The sequence below is a fragment of the [Pseudomonas] carboxydohydrogena genome, assembly GCF_029030725.1.
Classification (GTDB): domain Bacteria; phylum Pseudomonadota; class Alphaproteobacteria; order Rhizobiales; family Xanthobacteraceae; genus Afipia; species Afipia carboxydohydrogena.
In genome coordinates this window covers 2726774-2744870 of sequence record NZ_CP113162.1, presented here as the reverse complement: position 1 = coordinate 2744870, position 18097 = coordinate 2726774, and the positions used below count along the sequence as shown (strand labels likewise).

The 18097-nt window shown below is 62.8% G+C and carries 15 protein-coding genes; 10 read left to right on the top strand and 5 right to left on the bottom strand.

The window, feature by feature from the left end; translation table 11 throughout:
- Positions 1-36 precede the first annotated feature (36 nt).
- Genes AFIC_RS13245 through AFIC_RS13235 form a run of 3 tightly spaced genes read right to left on the bottom strand, consistent with a single transcriptional unit; the run spans position 37 to position 3832 of the window.
- Positions 37-1491 (bottom strand): nickel-dependent hydrogenase large subunit, encoded by a 1455-nt coding sequence (locus AFIC_RS13245; RefSeq protein ID WP_275246696.1) that lies wholly within the window; start codon positions 1489-1491, stop codon positions 37-39.
- Positions 1488-2498: an NADH-quinone oxidoreductase subunit B family protein gene (locus tag AFIC_RS13240; RefSeq protein ID WP_275246695.1), complete on the bottom strand. Its 1011-nt coding sequence runs from the start codon at positions 2496-2498 to the stop codon at positions 1488-1490. The genes AFIC_RS13245 and AFIC_RS13240 overlap by 4 nt, the downstream gene beginning before the upstream one ends.
- On the bottom strand, positions 2495-3832 hold the full coding sequence (locus AFIC_RS13235) for a sensor histidine kinase (protein WP_275246694.1): 1338 nt from the start codon (positions 3830-3832) through the stop codon (positions 2495-2497). Before AFIC_RS13235 ends, AFIC_RS13240 begins: the two co-directional genes overlap by 4 nt.
- A 680-nt stretch (positions 3833-4512) precedes the next feature.
- Here AFIC_RS13235 and hypF point away from each other — a divergent pair.
- Genes hypF through AFIC_RS13200 form a run of 7 tightly spaced genes read left to right on the top strand, consistent with a single transcriptional unit; the run spans position 4513 to position 11967 of the window.
- Positions 4513-6921: a carbamoyltransferase HypF gene (gene hypF / locus AFIC_RS13230; protein WP_275246693.1), complete on the top strand. Its 2409-nt coding sequence runs from the start codon at positions 4513-4515 to the stop codon at positions 6919-6921.
- A gap of 3 nt (positions 6922-6924) precedes the next feature.
- Positions 6925-7206 (top strand): HypC/HybG/HupF family hydrogenase formation chaperone, encoded by a 282-nt coding sequence (locus tag AFIC_RS13225; RefSeq protein WP_275246692.1) that lies wholly within the window; start codon positions 6925-6927, stop codon positions 7204-7206.
- A 9-nt stretch (positions 7207-7215) separates the two neighbouring features.
- Positions 7216-7908: a D-sedoheptulose-7-phosphate isomerase gene (locus tag AFIC_RS13220; RefSeq protein WP_275246691.1), complete on the top strand. Its 693-nt coding sequence runs from the start codon at positions 7216-7218 to the stop codon at positions 7906-7908.
- On the top strand, positions 7905-9038 hold the full coding sequence (hypD, locus tag AFIC_RS13215) for a hydrogenase formation protein HypD (RefSeq protein WP_275246690.1): 1134 nt from the start codon (positions 7905-7907) through the stop codon (positions 9036-9038). Before AFIC_RS13220 ends, hypD begins: the two co-directional genes overlap by 4 nt.
- Complete coding sequence (hypE, locus tag AFIC_RS13210) at positions 9035-10102, top strand: hydrogenase expression/formation protein HypE (protein ID WP_275246689.1); 1068 nt, start codon at positions 9035-9037, stop codon at positions 10100-10102. Before hypD ends, hypE begins: the two co-directional genes overlap by 4 nt.
- A gap of 50 nt (positions 10103-10152) precedes the next feature.
- Positions 10153-11238, top strand: a complete 1086-nt coding sequence (gene hypB / locus AFIC_RS13205; protein ID WP_275246688.1) for a hydrogenase nickel incorporation protein HypB — start codon at positions 10153-10155, stop codon at positions 11236-11238.
- Positions 11239-11268: 30 nt separating this feature from the next.
- On the top strand, positions 11269-11967 hold the full coding sequence (locus AFIC_RS13200; RefSeq protein WP_275246687.1) for a HoxN/HupN/NixA family nickel/cobalt transporter: 699 nt from the start codon (positions 11269-11271) through the stop codon (positions 11965-11967).
- 40 nt (positions 11968-12007) lie between these two features.
- On the opposite strand, the gene nikR is transcribed toward AFIC_RS13200, so the two are convergent.
- Positions 12008-12463 (bottom strand): nickel-responsive transcriptional regulator NikR, encoded by a 456-nt coding sequence (gene nikR / locus AFIC_RS13195; RefSeq protein ID WP_275246686.1) that lies wholly within the window; start codon positions 12461-12463, stop codon positions 12008-12010.
- Positions 12464-12731: 268 nt separating this feature from the next.
- Here nikR and AFIC_RS13190 point away from each other — a divergent pair, with 268 nt between their 5' ends.
- Entirely contained in the window at positions 12732-15014 is a 2283-nt protein-coding gene (locus AFIC_RS13190; protein ID WP_275248730.1) for a TonB-dependent receptor, read from the top strand.
- 49 nt (positions 15015-15063) lie between these two features.
- Here the strand turns inward: AFIC_RS13190 and AFIC_RS13185 are convergent, their stop codons facing one another.
- The gene (locus AFIC_RS13185) at positions 15064-16002 is read right to left on the bottom strand and encodes a LysR family transcriptional regulator (protein ID WP_275246685.1); all 939 of its coding nucleotides are present in this window, start codon (positions 16000-16002) and stop codon (positions 15064-15066) included.
- 129 nt (positions 16003-16131) lie between these two features.
- On the opposite strand from AFIC_RS13185, the gene AFIC_RS13180 reads away from it, so the two are divergent.
- Positions 16132-17169 (top strand): class 1 fructose-bisphosphatase, encoded by a 1038-nt coding sequence (locus AFIC_RS13180; protein ID WP_275246684.1) that lies wholly within the window; start codon positions 16132-16134, stop codon positions 17167-17169.
- A gap of 17 nt (positions 17170-17186) precedes the next feature.
- Positions 17187-18062: a phosphoribulokinase gene (locus tag AFIC_RS13175; RefSeq protein ID WP_275246683.1), complete on the top strand. Its 876-nt coding sequence runs from the start codon at positions 17187-17189 to the stop codon at positions 18060-18062.
- The last annotated feature ends 35 nt before the right edge of the window (positions 18063-18097 follow it).

Here is an 18097-nt window from a genome sequence, read left to right as displayed (position 1 = left end):
TCCACAGAGGTGGGAAGCCCGCGTCCTGCGCCGGGATCAATGGACGGTGCAGACCATGCAGGGATCGAAGGAGCGGACGATATGCTGCACCGAGACCGGTGTTTCCTCTCCTTGACGCACCGGTGCACCGCGCAGCGCGAGTTCGACCGGGCCGGGCGTGCCGATGGCGTCGCGCGGCGAGAAATTCCACGTGGTCGGGGCGATGATCTGATAGGAGGCGATGCGCCCTTTCTCCACCACCAGCCAGTGTCCGAGCGAACCACGCGCCGCTTCGGTCAATCCCTCGACCCGCGCCGATTGCGGGAGACGGCCGTGAACCATCGCCGGCTCCCCGGGCACGATCTCGGCAGCCCATTGCTCCATCGCCAGCACGGTCGATGCGATCTCGAACAGCCGCCCGACGACGCGGGCGCGGACATTCGCCGCGCCGTCATGCAGCAGGGTGGCCGCGAGCGGATGGCCTGAAATCAGCATGCGGGCGAAGGCGCCGACTTCCACGGTCTGGCCCGCCATGCGCGGCGCCTTGCACCAGCTGTAACCGCTGGCCATCGCCTCGTCCGGCAGCGTGCGGCCCTCGAACGGATGCGCGGTCTCGCCGTTCATCCACGCACTGGTCAGATCCTCTGTGATCAGTCCGGTATCGACCGGCAAGGCCGTGCCATCCAGCCAGATGCCTGATGGAAGCAGATGCCGGCCTTCGACGGAATAGGCGCCGTAGCTCATGAAACGCTTCGGGCCGGGACCCATCGCGCCGAGTTCAAGTGCGTCGCAGATCGTCAGGAACAGGCGCAGGCTGCCGTGTTGCGGCGCTTCGGCATGATAGGCGCGCAGCGCTTCGAGATTGTCGATCGCGAGAATGCGCTCGACCGGAGCCGCGAAAATGCTTTTCTCGATCCAGTCGCGAAACTGGCGGATGATCGCGAGCAGGCGAACGCGGTCGCGCAGGTCGGGGGCCTTGGTGGCGCCACCGGGCTGCACCGAAAGCGTGTGCGGCCATTTCCCCGCGAGCAGCCCCATGATGTGCAGCAGGCTCGCGCGCGCATTCATCGCGTCCTGCACGGCCGATCCGTTCTTGGCGCGGAACTGGTCGAAGGCCATGCCGTACCAGGGTTCGCCCGCGTAAATCGCGCGGGCAAAATCGGCCATGAAGAAGATATGAAAGTGGGTGAGGTGATCGGCGATATTTTCCGCCGCGTGAATGATCGCGGCGATGCGCTCGCCGTTGGGCGGCGGCGTGATGCCTTCCGCCGCCGCGAGCGCATGCGCGGCCGCCATGGATTGCGAGACCGAGCAGATGCCGCAGATGCGCGGAACGATGGTCAGCGCGTCGCGCGGATTTTTCCCTTCGAGGATGCGCTCGAACCCGCGGAACAGCGGCGAGTTGACATAGGCTTCGCGTACCGCCGCGCCATTGATGTCGAGCCGGATTTCAAGATCGCCTTCGACGCGATTGAAGGGTCCCGCAATGATACGCCGCGTTTCCTCGCTCATTTGAGGTTCGTGTTACGGTCGGCGGGCGGCGCGACGATGTGATCCGCCGTCGCGTTCCGGCGCAGGCGCGGAGGCGTCGCCGCTTTGGACAGCGATGCGAGGGCGATGAACCAGGCTTTCGGCATGTCGGTTGGCAGGCCGATGGGGATGCCGCCGATCTTGGGCGTTTCGGTGAAAACATGGCCCGGCTCCTCGAATTCGGGTGCGGTGCAGTTGATGCAGGGATAGCCGCCGCGCGTGCAGGAGCCTTCGCCGTTCCATGCGCGGGTGTTGCAGTCGCCATGAGCCTGCGTGCCGACGCAGCCGAGATTTTCCATCATGCAGCCGATCTCGGACAGGGACTCGGCGCTGGCCTTGTATTCGTAATATTCGTTGCGCGAGCAGCCGTGATGCACGAGATGGTCGGCATAGAAGCGGGGCCGCCGCAGCGTATCGAGATCGGACAGGGCGAGCGCGTCTTCGGACAGCAGCATCAGCGTCTCGCTGACCCAGTTGGGATGGGTCGGGCATCCGGCGATATTGATGACGGGCAGGCCGCTGCGGCTGCGGAACGCGGCGCCCAGCGCGCCGCCTTCGTTGCGTCCGTCATATTGCAGGCCCGTCGCGTCGGTCGGGTTGCTGCCCGCGGCGGTGATGCCGCCATAGGTCGCGCATGTGCCGACCGCGACGACATAGTTCGCCAGCGGCGCGATCAGATGCAGCCATTCCAGCATCGGCCGGTCCGTGCCGGCCAGAATGTGAAACTTGCCGGTGCCGTTGGGGCCGCGCAGCACCGAGCCTTCGAAGCACAGGATGTCGAGGGTGCGTCTGCCGGCGATGATGTCGTTCAGGATATCGATGACTTCGGTGCCGCTTTCCTCGCTGAGCGAAGGATGCCAGAGGAAATCCAGCCCGAAGTTTTCCAGCGTGGCGAACAGTCCGGGGTTTTCGGCGCACATCATCGACATGGTGCAGCCGCCGCATCCGCCGGACTGGAGCCAAAGCACGGTGCGGCCTGGACGCTTCATGCCTTTGCCTCGCTTACGCCGCGCCATCGCAGCGGCAATCGCATCTCGAACATCGCGCCGCCATCCGGTTTGTTCATCGGCGTCAAGGTGCCGCCGTGCTGCTGGACGATTCTATAACTGATGGACAAACCAAGGCCAATGCCTTTGCCGACCGGCTTTGTCGTGAAGAAGGGATCGAACATCCGCAGCATGGCCTCCGGCGTCATGCCAGATCCCTGGTCGCCGATCCTCAACACCGCATGATCGAGATCTTCGCTGATGTCGATGTCGATCACGCCTTCCTTGCAGCCCTCCATGCTGTCGCAGGCGTTCTGGATCATGTTCATCAGCACCTGCTGAATATGGCCGCTGCGTCCTTCGACAATCACGCGTTCGGGCGTGGAGAGCATGGCGCGCAGGCGGGGCTCATGCCCCTTGATGACCCAGGCAAGGGCGGTGCGCGTGATGCCGACGAGATCGAACGGTTGCGCCTCGCCATGGCCGTCTGCCGAAAAGCGGCGCAGCGATTCGACGATGTCGCGCACGCGCTCCGCGCCTTCGAGCGCGCCCGCGATCGCTTCGCGCAGATTGCCGACCGCCTTGTCGAGCTTCAGCTTTTCGCGCAACTGGATCAGGTCGGTGCGCGGCGTGCCGTTCTGTACCTGTTGAAAGTAGGTTTCGAGTCGCCCGACATAGCGCTCCAGGGCATGTGCGTTGCCGTAAACGAAACTGATCGGGTTGTTGATCTCATGCGCGACGCCGGAGACGAGGCGGCCGAGCGACGCCATCTTCTCCGAGTGGACGAGCTGTTCCTGCGCCTGGATGAGCTTCTCGTGGGCGCTGTTGAGTTCGACATAGGCCCGCCGCAACTCGCCGACGGGGCGCCCGATCAGCACGATGCCGACGACGCGGCCGCGCGGATCGGTTCGCGGTGCGGCGTGGATGTCGAGGATTTCCGGCGTGTCCTGCGTCTGCAATGTGAGTTCGAGGCGTTGCGTGCGCATCTTGGTCGCCGCTGCGCTGAGCATGGCGACGAGTTTGTCATGGTCGTCCTTCGCGAACAGGTCGGTGACGCGAAGGCCCCTGAGAGCCTGCGCGGAGATTCCGGTGCTGCGGACCAGGGCGGCGTTGGTCTGTACGATCTGGTTTTGCAGGTTGCAGGCGATCAGAATGTCGGTCATCGAGCCGAGCACGGACTCGATGAAGGCGCGCATTCCTTCGAGATCGGAATTCTTTTCCTCGAGTTCGACCTGATACTTGAGCAATTCCGAATAGGTCGCGTCCATCTTGCGGATGACGTCGATCCAGGCCGCGTCCGAGAAGGTCGGGTTCAGGGTGTTCAGAATTTCTCCCATCCCGGAAGTATAGGAAGATGACAGGCCCCGCGCAAAGGGCGATCATATGGAGAAGGTGCGGGCTTGCGCGATCAGAGGATCGATCGCCGCTGCGACGGGTGGACGCCTCGCATCATGCGGGGCGAGAGTGCGCCGGGATTTTGCGCATCTTGCGGGTGCTGCACACCGTTCCCCGGCAGGATTGGGCGATGCCGGCGGCAGCCATCATATGCAGCAGCCACTATATAAGATGTGTTGTCGTGACCGCCGCGATGGCGCCGGCCGGGGTCAGGAAAACCGGCCTTTCAACTGGAAATCGACTTGCCAAACAGGCGGCGTTCAATTCGAAAATCAGGGTCAGAACTGGAAGGACATCTTCCAGTTGGAATCCAGATTTTCATTAGATTAAGTCCAATTATCGAATGGCGCAAGTCGGAGAACTTTGTAAGTATTTGCCAACAAATAAGAATTGTCCGGAGCGGTATCCTTGGCACGTGGTTTGCTGGTTAATCTGCAAGGGGCCGTTGAACGATGCCCCATCAAGGTGTTGGGAGGAAGGCGTGACCCGTAATCTGCACCATCGGTGCGGCATGTGGCCGTGTGCGGTTTGATTCCGTGATGCGGCCCGCGCTGATCATCCAGATTCGAGATTCCGGAGTGGTGCGATGTGAGGCTTGCGCTTCCCCGTTGCGGAGCGTGCCATGACACTGGCCCTGCATCCTTCAGAAACGGTCCGAACGGTCGAAGTGCGGGTGCGCGGCCGGGTGCAGGGCGTCGGTTTTCGTCCCATGGTGTGGCGGCTGGCGCAAGACTGCGGCCTTCACGGCGATGTGCGTAACGACAATGAAGGCGTGCTGATCCGTCTGCGGGGCGATGATGCACGGATCGGGCAACTGGTTGCCGAATTGCAGGCCAGCCCGCCACCGCTCGCGCAGATTTCGAGGATCGAGGTCTCGCCGTTCGCGGGCGCGATCGATACCGGCTTCCGTATCGTGCCGAGCGCGCCGGGCGTTGCGCGCACCGAGATTGCGCCGGACGCGGCGGTTTGTCCGGCCTGCGTCGCCGAAATATCCGATCCGCGCGCGCGGCGTTATCGCTACCCGTTCACCAACTGCACCCATTGCGGGCCGCGCCTGAGCATCGTGCATGGCGTGCCCTACGATCGCGCCGTCACGACGATGGCGGCCTTTCCGATGTGCGACGATTGCACCGGCGAATATGCCGACCCGTCGGACCGGCGTTTCCATGCCGAGCCGATTGCCTGCCCGGCGTGCGGTCCGAAGCTGCGCCTTGTTCGCTTCGACGGCGGCGAAGTGCCATCGTTCCCGCAAGCGGTGGACGACATCGCGGCCGCCGCGATGCTGATCGCGCTCGGCGAAATCGTCGCGATCAAGGGGCTCGGCGGTTATCAGTTGGCCTGCGATGCGACGCAGCCCGAGGTGGTGGCGCGGCTGCGCAGGCTCAAGCGCCGCGAGGCGAAGCCGTTCGCACTGATGGCGCGCGATCTCGATATGATCCGGCGCTATTGCGCGGTCGGCGAGCTGGAGGAGGCGGCGTTGCGCGCGCGGGAAGCGCCGATCGTGCTGCTCAAATCGTCCGGCGCGGGAAAACTTCCCGAGGCGGTCGCGCCCGGTCATGCCACGCTCGGATTCATGCTGCCCGCGACGCCGCTGCATGTGGTGCTGTTCGAGGCATTCGACCGTCCGATGGTGATGACGAGCGGCAATGTCTCCGACGCACCGCAGGTCACCGATGATTTGGAGGCCGCGACCCTGCTTGCGGGCATTGCGCCTTACGCGCTGGTACATGACCGCATCATTGCCAATCGCGTTGACGATTCGGTCGTGCGCATGATGGACAACACGATGCGCGTCATTCGCCGCGCGCGCGGCCATGCCCCGGCCGCGCTGGCGCTGCCTTCGGGTTTCGAGGCAGCGTCGGAAATTCTGGCTTTCGGTCCCGAGATGAAGGCGACGTTCTGCCTGTTGACCGAAGGCCGCGCCGTGCTGTCGCAACATCAGGGCGATCTCGAGGATGTCGCGACCTACGACGACTATCGCCGCAACCTGTCGCTATACGGCGACCCATTCGCTCATCGCCCGGAAGTGTTCGCCTGCGATCTGCATCCTGATTACCTGTCGGCGAAACTGGCGCGGCAGCGTGCCGGCGAGGAGAGGTTGCCGCTGGTCGAGGTGCAGCATCATCATGCGCATCTCGCGAGCTGCCTTGCCGAGAATGGCCGCGCGCGCAAGGCGCCGCCCGTGCTGGGCATCGTTCTCGACGGTCTCGGCTACGGCAGCGACGGCGCGGTGTGGGGCGGTGAATTCCTGTTCGGGGATTACAGCGCCGTCACGCGCCTCGGTTGCCTGCCGTCCGTCGCGATGCCGGGCGGCGCGCAGGCGTCGCGCGAGCCGTGGCGCAATCTCTACGCGCATCTTGTGGCCGCTATAGGCAAGCGTGAATTCGTCGATGATTTCTCCGGCGTTTCTTTTGCTCCGCTGCTTGCGGCGAAGCCGTGCGCGACGCTCGATGCGATGATGGCGAGCGGCACGAATGCGCCGCTGGCGTCGTCTTGCGGGCGTCTGTTCGATGCCGTCGCCGCGGCGCTCGATCTGTCCTTCGCGCGCCAGGCTTATGAAGGCGAGGCGGCATCCCGGCTTGAAGCGTGCGTCTGCGACAAGACGTTGCGTAACGAGCATCCGGCGCTGGCTTACCGGTTCGGGCTGGTTACGCATCCGCGCAAGCCCGCGGTCTTCGATCTCGCGCCGATGTGGCGCGCGCTGCTGACCGATCTCGCCGGTGGTGTCGGGGTTCCGGTCATTGCGGCGCGATTCCACAAGGGACTGGCGGCCGGGCTTGCGGATATGGCGGAGATGCTGTCTGGGCGCGATTGCGGCGGCGCGCGCTTCGACACTGTGGCGCTGTCCGGTGGCTGCTTTCAGAACCGGATCTTGTTCGAGGAGACCTCGCGGAATCTCGCGGCGCGCGGCTTTGTTGTTTTGTCTCACAGCGCCGTTCCCGCCAATGACGGCGGCATCGCGCTGGGCCAGGCTGTGGTTGCCGCCGCGCAAATGATCGAGACCGGCGCAGACCGGCGGAAAGGACACTAAACCATGTGCCACGGGATTCCTGGCCAGATCATCAGGATCGACGATGCCGAGAGCAGGCTTGCAACCGTCGATGTCAGCGGCGTCAAGCGCCAGGTCAACATCGCCTGCATCGTCAGCGACGATCATCCGGTGCAATCCTGTGTCGGCGACTGGGTGCTAATCCATGTCGGCTTCGCCATGAGCCGGATCGACGAGCAGCAGGCTGCGGAGACGCTGAAAATTCTGATCGAGCTTGGCGAGGCGCAGGCCGAACTCGAAGCGATCACGACATTGTCCGTGCATTAGGAGGACGCCATGTCGAAACAGAGCGAACTCAAGGGTCTATATCCGTTCCTGCATGGTAGTGCGCAGGACCCGGTGAAGATGCAGGCGGCGTTGCTTCATTCGGTGCAGGAGAAATCCTCGGACTCGCGTGACACCAGCGCGCGCTTTTTCGGCGGGCAGGCCGAGTTGCTGGTCGGCGCGGCGAAGGCATTGGCGGGCGTGTACAGCCAGAATGGCCGTTTGTTCACCATGGGTAATGGCGGGTCGAGCTGCGATGCGAGCCATGTCGCGGTCGAGTTCGTGCATCCCGTGACGGCGGGGCGTCCCGCGCTGCCCGCGACCAATCTCGTCGCCGACCTCGCGATGATTTCGGCGGTGGGAAACGATCTCGGATTCGATCACGTCTTTGTCCGGCAACTGATCGGGCAGGGGCGCAAGGGCGACGGGCTGATCGGAATTTCGACCAGCGGCAATTCGCAAAATCTGGTCGCGGCTTTCGTCAAGGCGAAGGAGATGGGCATTGTCACCATCGGCCTCACCGGCGGCGACGGCGGCAGGATGAAGACCTGCGGCGCGGTGGATTACTGCCTCGTGGTGCCGTCGAGTTCGATCCATCGCATCCAGGAGTGCCACGTCGCGGCCTATCACATTCTCTGGGATCTGGTTCACACGCTTCTTGCCGATGAGCGCGGCTCGGCGGCAGGAAAGGGAGCTGCACAATGAAATTCGCCCATGAGTTCCGCGACGCCGAGAAGGCGAGGATTCTGATCCGCGAGATCGAGAAACTCGCCGACGAGATCGAGATCACGCGGACGCGACCGCTGAACATCATGGAAGTGTGCGGCGGCCATACCCATTCGATCTTCCGCTACGGCATCGAAACCATGCTGCCGAAGACCATCGAACTGGTGCATGGGCCGGGCTGTCCGGTCTGCGTGCTGCCGATGGGCCGCGTGGACGATTGCGTGGCCATCGCGGAAAATCCCGGCGTGATCTTCACCACTTTCGGCGATGCGATGCGCGTGCCCGGCTCGAAGAAAAGCCTGTTGCAGGCGAAGGCCGAGGGCGCTGACGTGCGCATGGTCTACTCGCCGATGGACGCGCTGCAATTGGCCCGGAAGAACCCGGACAACGAAGTGGTGTTCTTCGCGCTCGGATTCGAGACCACGATGCCATCGACCGCGCTGACGCTGTTGCAGGCCGAGGCGGAGAACATCAAGAATTTCTCGGTTTTCTGCAACCACATCACCATCGTGCCGACGATCAAGGCCGTGCTCGATAGCCCCGATCTGCATCTCGACGGCTTTCTCGGGCCGGGCCATGTCTCGATGGTGGTCGGCACCGCGCCCTATGAATTCGTGGCGGACTACTACAAGCGCCCCGTCGTGGTCGCCGGTTTCGAGCCGCTCGATCTGCTGCAATCGATCTGGATGCTGCTCAAGCAGATTCAGGACGGCCGCGCCGAGGTTGAAAACCAGTACACCCGCATCGTGCCGGAAGACGGCAACGACCCGGCGCTGGCTGCGATCGGCAAGGTCTACGAGTTGCGTGAATTCTTCGAGTGGCGCGGCCTCGGCTCGATCGATCACTCCGGCGTCAAGATCCGCGACGTCTATGCGCGCTTCGATGCGGAGCAGAAATTCGATATCCCGAACGTCAAGATCGCCGATCCGAAATCCTGCCAGTGCGGCGAAGTGCTCAAGGGCGTGCTCAAGCCGTGGCAATGCAAGGTGTTCGGCACCACCTGCACCCCGGCCACGCCGCTCGGTGCGCTGATGGTGTCGCCCGAGGGTGCGTGCGCGGCCTATTATCAGTATGGCGGCATCACGCGGCAGAAAACGGGTGTGGCATGAACATCGTTAACCTTCCGCCCCGCCGTCCGCTTGGCAAGATCCATGTGCCGACGGTGACGCTTGCCCATGGCGGCGGCGGCAAGGCGATGAAGGATCTGATCGACGATGTCTTTATATCCGCCTTCGCCGGAGCCTCCGCGCCCGCGCTGGAGGATCAGGCGCGGTTCGATCTCGCCGCGCTGGCGCAACTGGGTGACCGGCTGGCCTTCACCACGGATTCGTTCGTGATCGATCCGCTGGAATTTCCCGGCGGCGACATCGGCAAGCTCGCGGTGTGCGGCACCATCAACGACCTCGCGGTCGGCGGCGCGAGACCGCTTTACCTGTCGTGCGCCGTCATCGTCGAGGAAGGCATGACGTTCGATATGATGCGCCGCATCGCGCAATCGATGGCGAAAACGGCGGCGGACGCAGGCGTCAGCATCGTCACCGGCGACACCAAGGTGGTGCAGCGCGGGGCCGCCGACAAACTCTTCATCACCACCACCGGCGTGGGCGTCATCCCGAAGGGGCGCGACATCAGCGTCGCGAAGGTGCGCCCCGGTGACGGAATTCTCGTCAACGGCTGGCTGGGCGATCATGGTGCGGCCATTCTTGCCGCGCGCGGCGATCTTGCGCTCGATACATCCCTGCTAAGCGATTGCGCCGCGCTGCACGGCCTGATCGAGGCATTGCTGACCGCGGCGCCGGGAACGCGATTCATTCGCGATGCGACGCGCGGCGGCCTCGCCACGGTTCTCAACGAGCTGGCGGAGGCTTCGAATGTATCGATCGCCATCGAGGAAGAACTGACTCCGCTGCGGCCGGAAGTGTGCGGTGTCTGCGAAATACTGGGACTCGATCCGCTCTATCTCGCCAATGAAGGCAAGATCGTCATCGCGGTTCCGCCGGATGAGATTGAGGCGGCGCTGGCGGCGATGCGGGCGCACCCGCTCGGCGAGAAGGCGGCGCTGATCGGCCATGCGGGCGACGGCGAACCGGGGCGGGTGATCATGAAAACGGTATTCGGCGGCAGCCGCATCGTCGACATGCTGGTCGGCGAGCAATTGCCGAGAATTTGCTGAATGGACATGGCGGAATTGATGGGAAAGATGCTCACGCGGGAGAAGGTCTGATGTGCGGACATTGCGGATGCGGCGGCGATTCGAAAGCAACCGTGATTGATTTGCAGACCGGCAAAGAGACGATTGTCGCGCAGGATGGGCACAGCCACGCGCATGAGCATGTCCATGCCGACGGCACGCGTCACAGCCACGATCATGGCCATGATCACCACCATCATCACGATCATGACGGGCACCATCATGCGCACGACCATGTTCACGCCGATGGCACGCGCCATAGCCACGGTCACGATCATCATCACGATCATCATCACGATCACCACCATGATCACCACCACCATCACGATCATGACGGGCATCATCATGCGCATGAGCATGTCCATGCCGATGGTACGCGCCACAGCCACGATCACGATCATCCTCATACCCACGATCATGATCATGTGGCCCATGCGCAGCCCGCGGACATCCATGAACTCGAGGAGCGGGTTCTAGCCAAGAACGATGCGCTGGCGGCCCGGAATCGGGCATGGCTCGCGGGCAGGGAAATCCTCGCCATCAATCTCGTCAGTTCGCCCGGCGCGGGTAAAACCACGCTGCTGGAGCGCACCGTTGCCGATCTGAAAAACGAGATCGGCCTTTATGTGGTCGAGGGCGATCAAGCGACCGCCAATGACGGGAAGCGCATTCGCGCGGCGGGCGCGGCTGCCGTGCAGGTGAACACCGGCATGGGCTGCCATCTCGAAGCGGACATGGTGGCGCAGGGCCTTGCCGCGCTGAAGCCTCCGGTCGGCGCGATGGTCGTGATCGAGAATGTCGGCAATCTGGTCTGCCCGGCTTTGTTCGATCTCGGCGAGCGGGCCAAGGTCGTGGTGCTGTCGGTCGCGGAGGGCGAGGACAAGCCGCTGAAATATCCGCACATGTTTCGTGCGGCGCGGGTGATGCTGCTGAGCAAGTCCGATCTTCTGCCTCATCTTGATTTCGATGCGGCGAAGGCCATCGCCAATGCCCGCAAGGTCAATCCCGATATCATGGTGCTACAGGTCTCGGCGCGCAGCGGCGAGGGCATGGCCGAATGGTACGGCTGGCTGCGGGCGGAGGCTGCGGCGGCCCGCGCCGACGCGGCAATTATCTGAAGCTGTAGTTCTGCGGACGTTGGGGGACGCATGTTCGGAATTCTGGGTCTGGGATTTCTCCTCGGGATGCATCATGCGCTCGAGGCCGATCATATCGCCGCGGTGTCGAGCATCGCGGCGCGGCGCGCCAATGTGCGCGAGATCGTCAAGCATGGCCTGACCTGGGGGCTGGGCCATACGGTGACGCTGTTTTTATTCGCCGGCGCGGCGCTGCTGCTTGGACAGGTGATCCCTGAGCATCTGGCCTCGCGACTGGAGTTCGCCGTTGGCGTCATGCTGGTCATCCTCGGCAGCTATGTGCTCTGGCAACTCTGGCGCGACAGGGTGCACTTTCATCGTCATGCCCATGGCGGAACGGCGCATTTCCACGCGCACAGCCATCGCGACGATACGGTGCCGCACGAGCGCAGCGCGCATGAACATGGCCACGGCTTCCGCTGGCGGACGCTGGTGGTCGGCCTCGTGCACGGCATGGCGGGGTCGGCGGCGCTGCTGGTGATCGCCGTGTCGCAGGTTGCGAACCCGCTCTATGGCTTGCTCTATCTGGTGCTGTTCGGCGTCGGCTCGATGATCGGCATGGGATTGCTGTCGGCGGTGATCGCCGTGCCGATCGCGGTGTCGGCGCGCTCGCTGACCTGGGCGAATCGCGCCTTGCAGATGGTCGTGGGCATCGTCACGGTCGGGATCGGCGCGGCCACGATTTACGAGAGGGTGCTGGCCCATGTTTGATGCGCGGCGCAAACATCGCGGTGGAAGACGGGACGCGGCGTCAGTCGTGCGAGTGGGAATGCCCGTGTCCGTGCGAGCCATGCCCTTTGGCTGCGGGCTTCGCCGGAATCATCACGACGCGGCCGTAGCGCACGCCGCGTTCGGCGATAACGTGTTCGGCAAGATGTTGCACGTCCGCGGTCGGGCCTCTCAACGCCGTCACCTCCATGCACATGTCGTCGTCCAGATGGACGTGCAGCGTCGCAAGCGACAGATCGTGATGGCCGTGAAAGCTTTCCACCAGCCGCTTCGACAGTTCGCGCGCGGCGTGGTCGTAGACGTAAACCAGCGCGGCGACGCAGTTCTCGCTGCGTCCGGCATCGCGCCGCGATTGCTGAATCCCCGCGCGCACGAAATCGCGGATGGCTTCGGAGCGGTTCTGATAACCATGAGTCGTAATCATGCGATCCACCTCATCAAGAAGGTCGTCGTCAAGAGTGATCGTGATGCGCTCCATTTTTTTCTCCGAGGGTATGATGATTTTAGATTTTTTTCATATCGCAAAGACCGAACCGAAGGCGCTGTGCGCAACGCCACGCGGATTATACGCGCCGGTATGACCGGCGTCTCTCTGTATGAGGAAACCAAAAAAGGGGGAGGGCTGAATGTCTGCAACATCAAGTAAAGTAGCGGATGAATGTCCCGGCGTGAGAAGGACCGTTCGGGCACGCCCGGTCACGTCGCGCGTTGTGCCGCTGGCGGCGACCGCCTTCCTGCTGGCGGATATGTGTCCAGCCACGGCTCATCCTGATGCGCCGGGAGTGTCATCGACATTGCCGCAGATCGAGATCATGCCCGCGCCGCATACCCATCGGAAGAAGAAGCGCGCCCAGCATTCGGAACGTACCACCGCGCGCCGCGCCGTGCCCGTGCGAAACCCGGATCACAAGCCGGTTCCGGCAAATACCGCGCTGACCGGGGCGCCGAATGTCGCCGGTGGCCCGGCCTCCGCGCCTGCGATGGCGAGCGAGACAACGGTGTCCGGGAAGGAGATCAACGATCGTCCGGTCACGCGGCCCGGCGAGGTGCTGGAAGCGGCGCCCGGCCTGATCGTCACCCAGCACAGCGGAGAAGGAAAGGCCAACCAGTACTTCCTGCGCGGCTACAATCTCGACCACGGCACCGATATGGCGATCACGGTCGACGACATGCCGGTCAACATGCGCACCCACGGACACGGGCAGGGCTACGCCGATCTCAACTTCCTGATGCCGGAAACGGTGAACGGCATGCGCGTCCGCAAGGGGCCATACTATGCCGATGAGGGAGATTTCAGTTCGGCGGGCGCCCTCAATCTCGATCTGATCGACCGCGTCAATCGCGGCCTCGCGGAAATGACGTTCGGCAGCTTCGGTTATAAGCGGGGGTTTGTCATGAACTCGGTCAAGGCCGGCGCGGGCGATTTGCTGTTCGCGGGCGAGGCCAATCTCTACAACGGACCCTGGAGCAACCCCGATGATGTGCGCAAGCTCAATGGCCTGATCCGCTATTCCCAGGGGACCGCGACCGACGGCTTTTCCGCAACGGCGATGGCTTACGGCAACCGCTGGAATTCGACGGACCAAATTCCGCTACGCGCCATCACCAGCGGATTGCTGGGCCGTTTCGATGCCGAGGATCCCAGCGACGGCGGCCGCGCAAACCGTTTCTCGCTCTCGACGCGCGTGGCCCAGACCGACGATCTCGGATCGTGGAAAGCCAATGCCTATGTGATCAAGAGCAAGCTCGATCTCTACAATAACTTCACCTACTACCTCAGCGATCCGACGCTGGGCGATCAGTTCCACCAGCATGACGATCGCGTCGTGGCCGGTGGTGCAATATCGCGCACCTTTGTCGGCAGCCTTGCCGGATTGCCGTCGGAAACCACCATCGGATTGCAGACGCGCTATGACGACATCAACGTCGCGCTGACCACGACCTATCAGCGCAATTTCCTCGCCAATACCCGCACCGACAAAGTGAAGGAAGGAAGCGTCGCGGCCTACATCCAGAACACCGTGCGCTGGACGGACTGGTTCCGCACCACGCTCGGCTGGCGCGGCGATTACTACAACGCGACGGTGAATTCGCTGTTCGATGCCAACAATTCCGGCAAGTCCAGCGCCGCGCTCGGCAGTCCGAAATTCAGCATGACGTTCGGGCCGTTCTACAAGACCGAACTGTTCTTCGGCGCGGGCATGGGCATGCACAGCAACGACGCGCGCGGCAGCACCATTCGCGAGGTGCCGGTGGATCGCGTGCAGGATCCGAACGCGGCATCCGATCCGCTCAGCGCCTCGCCGCTGCTGGTGCGCACCAAGGGCGCGGAGGTGGGCATCCGCACCCGCCTCATTCCGGGTCTCGATTCGACCTTCAGCCTGTTCATGCTGGATCAGGCCTCGGAGATCGTCTTCTCGGGCGATGGCGGCGATACGGAAGCGAGCCGCGCCAGCCGCCGTTACGGCATCGAGTGGACCAACAAGTACAAGCCGATCAGCTGGCTGACACTCGACACCGACGTGGCGTGGTCGCATGCCCGTTTTGTCGGCTTCGATCAGGACCAGGCGGATACGTATGCCTCGCTCGCAGGATATCCGGAGGCCCAGATCGGCAACGCGCCGGGTAATTACGTTCCCGGCGCTCCGACGCTGATCGCATCCGCCGGCATCACGCTCGGCGAGGCGACAGGATGGTTTACCGGATTGCGCTGGCGTTATCTCGGCGAACGGCCGCTGACCGAAGACAATGCCTTCCGCTCGCCCGCGACCAGCGTTTTCAACGGGCGGATCGGCTATCGCTTCGAGAACGGCTGGCGCATCCAGCTCGATGCCATCAACCTGTTCGACGCCAAGGCGGACCAGATCACCTATGCTTACGGCTCGTTGCTGAAGACCGACAATCTGTTCGCGATGTGCGGTTCCGGTTCATCCCTGCCGGCGGCGGTCTGCTCCACGGGCGTCATGGATCGTGTGTTGCATCCGATCGAGCCGCTGGCGATCCGCCTGACGCTTGCAGGGAGGTTCTAATGCCGTCCGGTGGTCTCGGCAGAGTCGGACGATCCGGGCGGGAGTGTCTTCAAGGCTTGGAATATTTCGGCAAGGCCGGGAGAAATTTCGCGCCTTCGGAGCCTAGAAAGTCCAGCAACGCCCGGGCCGGTGGCAGCAACACCTTGTCCCGCCGCCGCACCACGAACCATTGGCGAACCAAGGGCAGGCCCCCGACGTCAAGAATCACCATGCGGCCCTGCTCAAGTTCGGCGGCGACGGTGTGGGCGGAGATGAACGCAATGCCCAATCCGGCGATAACCGCCTGCTTGATCGTTTCGTTGCTGCTCATTTCCATACCGATGCGCGGCTGCAACTCCGCGGCGGCGAAGAATGCCTCCATCAGGGTTCTGGTCCCGGAGCCGGGCTCGCGCGTCAGGAAAGTCTCGTGCGAGAGATCGACGGCGGCGAGGCCCGCATCCTTCGCCAGCCAGTGGTTTTTTGAAGCGACAATGACGTGAGGATGATCCCCGATGAAATGCGATTCCACATCGACGTCTTCAGGAGCCCTGCCCATGATTGCGAAATCAAGATTGTAGCCGCGAATTTCATCGCGAATTTCTTCACGGTTTCCGATCGTCAATTTGATGCCGATGTTGGGATGATGCTCCGAAAATGCAGCGATGGCGTAAGGCACGATATATTTCGCGGTACTCACGGCGCCGATCGAGACGGACCCTCTCGATGCTCCGGCCATCATATCGAGCGAATCCTGACAGGCCTTGATGGCGGACTCGATGCGCCTGCTCAGTTCGAGCATTTCGCGTCCTGCGTCGGTCAGCAGCATTCCGTCTCCGGTCCGCTGAAGCAGCGTCAGAGTCGTCTGGCTCTGGAGGAGGCGAAGCTGCTGGGTGACGGCAGGCTGTGTGAGACCAAGCTTGTGGGAAGCGGCCGTGACGCCGCCGCTTTCCGCCAGCGCCGCCAGCGCCCGTAATTGCCGGATCGTTATGTTTCGTAGCCCTGCCGGCATAACAAAAATCTTTCAGATATATAATATTTTAAAATTTCTCTTATTTTGCAGTTGCGGTCAATATCGAAGGAACAAAAAGAATAAAGAAAAGAACCGGGCGGGAACCGGGCACCAATGAGGGGAGACGATATGGGCGAACGCCAATCTTTGCATGAGTATCTCGAGCGATACTCGGAGACGGGGGCTTCCGCGTTGCATGTGGCCGCCGCGATCGACGCGATCGCGAGCGCTTGTATCCAGATCAGTTATCTCACCGCCAATGGAGATCAGGCCGCCTCGGCCGCGGCGGTGCGCGGCACGAACGCGGGCGGCGATGTCCAGAAAGAGCTCGATGTTCGCGCGGACACGCTGATCCGCAGCGCGCTGACGGCGGCGCAGGTTGCGGTGCTCGCATCCGAGGAAGCCGACGGGGTCGAGATCATCAATCCATCTTCCACGATAGGCGTCGCATTCGACCCGCTCGATGGTTCCTCCAATATCGAAGTCAACATGATCGTCGGCACGATCTTTTCGATCATGCCGGTGGCGAAGGATGTGAGCGCCACATTCAAGCAGAGCGGTTCCGCCCAGATCGCGGCAGGTTTCGTGGTGTACGGCCCGCAGACCTCGCTGGTTCTGACCCTGGGCGACGGAGTCGACATCTTCGCGCTCGACCGGGCCGACGGAGAATTCAAGCTCGCCCGTCGCCGCGTGCGGATCCTTCCCGATACATCCGAGTTTGCGATCAACGCGTCGAACCACCGTCACTGGGATCCCGTGGTCGGAGCGTTCATCGACCAGTGCCTGGCCGGCGAGGATGGCGTGTTCGGCAAGAACTTCAACATGCGCTGGATGGGTTGCCTGGTGGCGGAAGCCTACCGGATTTTGGTGAAGGGCGGCGTCTTCCTGTATCCGGGGGACGCGCGGCCCGGATATGCCGAGGGGCGTCTCAGGCTGATTTACGAAGCGCACCCGGTTGCCTTCATCATGGAGCAAGCCGGCGGATCGGCATCGACCGGCCGCGCGCGCATTCTCGATCTTGCGGCTGAGGCGGTGCATCAGCGGGTTCCCCTGATCATGGGAGCGCCGGACGACGTGCGGTTTATCGAAAATCTTTATGCGGCCCCTGAACCGATCGGCCTGGCGAACGCGCCGCTGTTTGCGCGTCGCGGCTTTTTCCGCGTCTGAGCGAGAGGCGAAAAGTCATGTCCAGAAAGCATCCCATTATTTCGATCACCGGCTCATCGGGCGCGGGAACGACGTCGGTCAAGCGCACGTTCGAACAGATTTTTCACCGGGAGAAGGTGAACGCCGTCTACATCGAGGGCGATGCGTTCCATCGCTATAACCGGGCCGAAATGCGCCACAAGATCAGCAGGCAGGCTGAGATCGGCAACAAGCATTTCAGCCATTTCAGCCCCGAGACCAATCTCTTCGAAGAACTCGAGGCGGCGTTCCGCGATTATGGAGAGACCGGCACCGCCACGACGCGGCATTACATTCACGATGACGAGGAGGCCGCACGTCACGGCGGATCGCCGGGCACGTTCACCTCATGGGCGCAACTGCCGCCGGATTCCGATCTTCTGATGTATGAAGGACTTCACGGCGCGGTGGTGACCGACAAGGTCAACGTCGCGAAACACGCCGATCTCAAGATCGGTGTCGTGCCGGTCATCAACCTCGAATGGATCCAGAAGCTCCATCGCGACCGCAGCACCCGCGGTTATTCCACCGAGGCGGTGACCGACACCATCCTGCGCCGCATGCCGGACTATGTGCATTACATCTGCCCGCAGTTCGCCGAGACGGACATCAACTTCCAGCGCGTGCCGATCGTCGATACGTCGAATCCGTTCATCGCCCGCTGGATTCCGACGCCTGACGAATCGATGATCGTCATCCGCTTCAAGAACCCGCGCGGAATCGATTTCCCCTATCTGCTCTCGATGCTGCCGAACAGTTTCATGTCGCGCGCCAACTCGATCGTGGCCCACGGCTCGAAGCTCGATCTCGCGATGCAACTGATTTTGACGCCGCTGATCATGCAACTGATCGAGCGCAAGAAAGGCGCCAAATGAGCAGCCGCATCTTCCCTGGGAATTCGGGAGACAGC

Coding starts and splice junctions, on each gene's coding strand:
- nikR (WP_275246686.1), bottom strand. CDS start 12,463: ATGGAGCGCATCACGATCACTCTTGACGACGACCTTCTTGATGAGGTG.
- hypD (WP_275246690.1), top strand. CDS start 7,905: ATGAAATTCGCCCATGAGTTCCGCGACGCCGAGAAGGCGAGGATTCTG.
- AFIC_RS13185 (WP_275246685.1), bottom strand. CDS start 16,002: ATGCCGGCAGGGCTACGAAACATAACGATCCGGCAATTACGGGCGCTG.
- hypE (WP_275246689.1), top strand. CDS start 9,035: ATGAACATCGTTAACCTTCCGCCCCGCCGTCCGCTTGGCAAGATCCAT.
- AFIC_RS13190 (WP_275248730.1), top strand. CDS start 12,732: ATGTGTCCAGCCACGGCTCATCCTGATGCGCCGGGAGTGTCATCGACA.
- AFIC_RS13240 (WP_275246695.1), bottom strand. CDS start 2,498: ATGAAGCGTCCAGGCCGCACCGTGCTTTGGCTCCAGTCCGGCGGATGC.
- AFIC_RS13200 (WP_275246687.1), top strand. CDS start 11,269: ATGTTCGGAATTCTGGGTCTGGGATTTCTCCTCGGGATGCATCATGCG.
- AFIC_RS13220 (WP_275246691.1), top strand. CDS start 7,216: ATGTCGAAACAGAGCGAACTCAAGGGTCTATATCCGTTCCTGCATGGT.
- hypF (WP_275246693.1), top strand. CDS start 4,513: ATGACACTGGCCCTGCATCCTTCAGAAACGGTCCGAACGGTCGAAGTG.
- AFIC_RS13235 (WP_275246694.1), bottom strand. CDS start 3,832: ATGGGAGAAATTCTGAACACCCTGAACCCGACCTTCTCGGACGCGGCC.
- AFIC_RS13225 (WP_275246692.1), top strand. CDS start 6,925: ATGTGCCACGGGATTCCTGGCCAGATCATCAGGATCGACGATGCCGAG.
- hypB (WP_275246688.1), top strand. CDS start 10,153: ATGTGCGGACATTGCGGATGCGGCGGCGATTCGAAAGCAACCGTGATT.
- AFIC_RS13175 (WP_275246683.1), top strand. CDS start 17,187: ATGTCCAGAAAGCATCCCATTATTTCGATCACCGGCTCATCGGGCGCG.
- AFIC_RS13180 (WP_275246684.1), top strand. CDS start 16,132: ATGGGCGAACGCCAATCTTTGCATGAGTATCTCGAGCGATACTCGGAG.
- AFIC_RS13245 (WP_275246696.1), bottom strand. CDS start 1,491: ATGAGCGAGGAAACGCGGCGTATCATTGCGGGACCCTTCAATCGCGTC.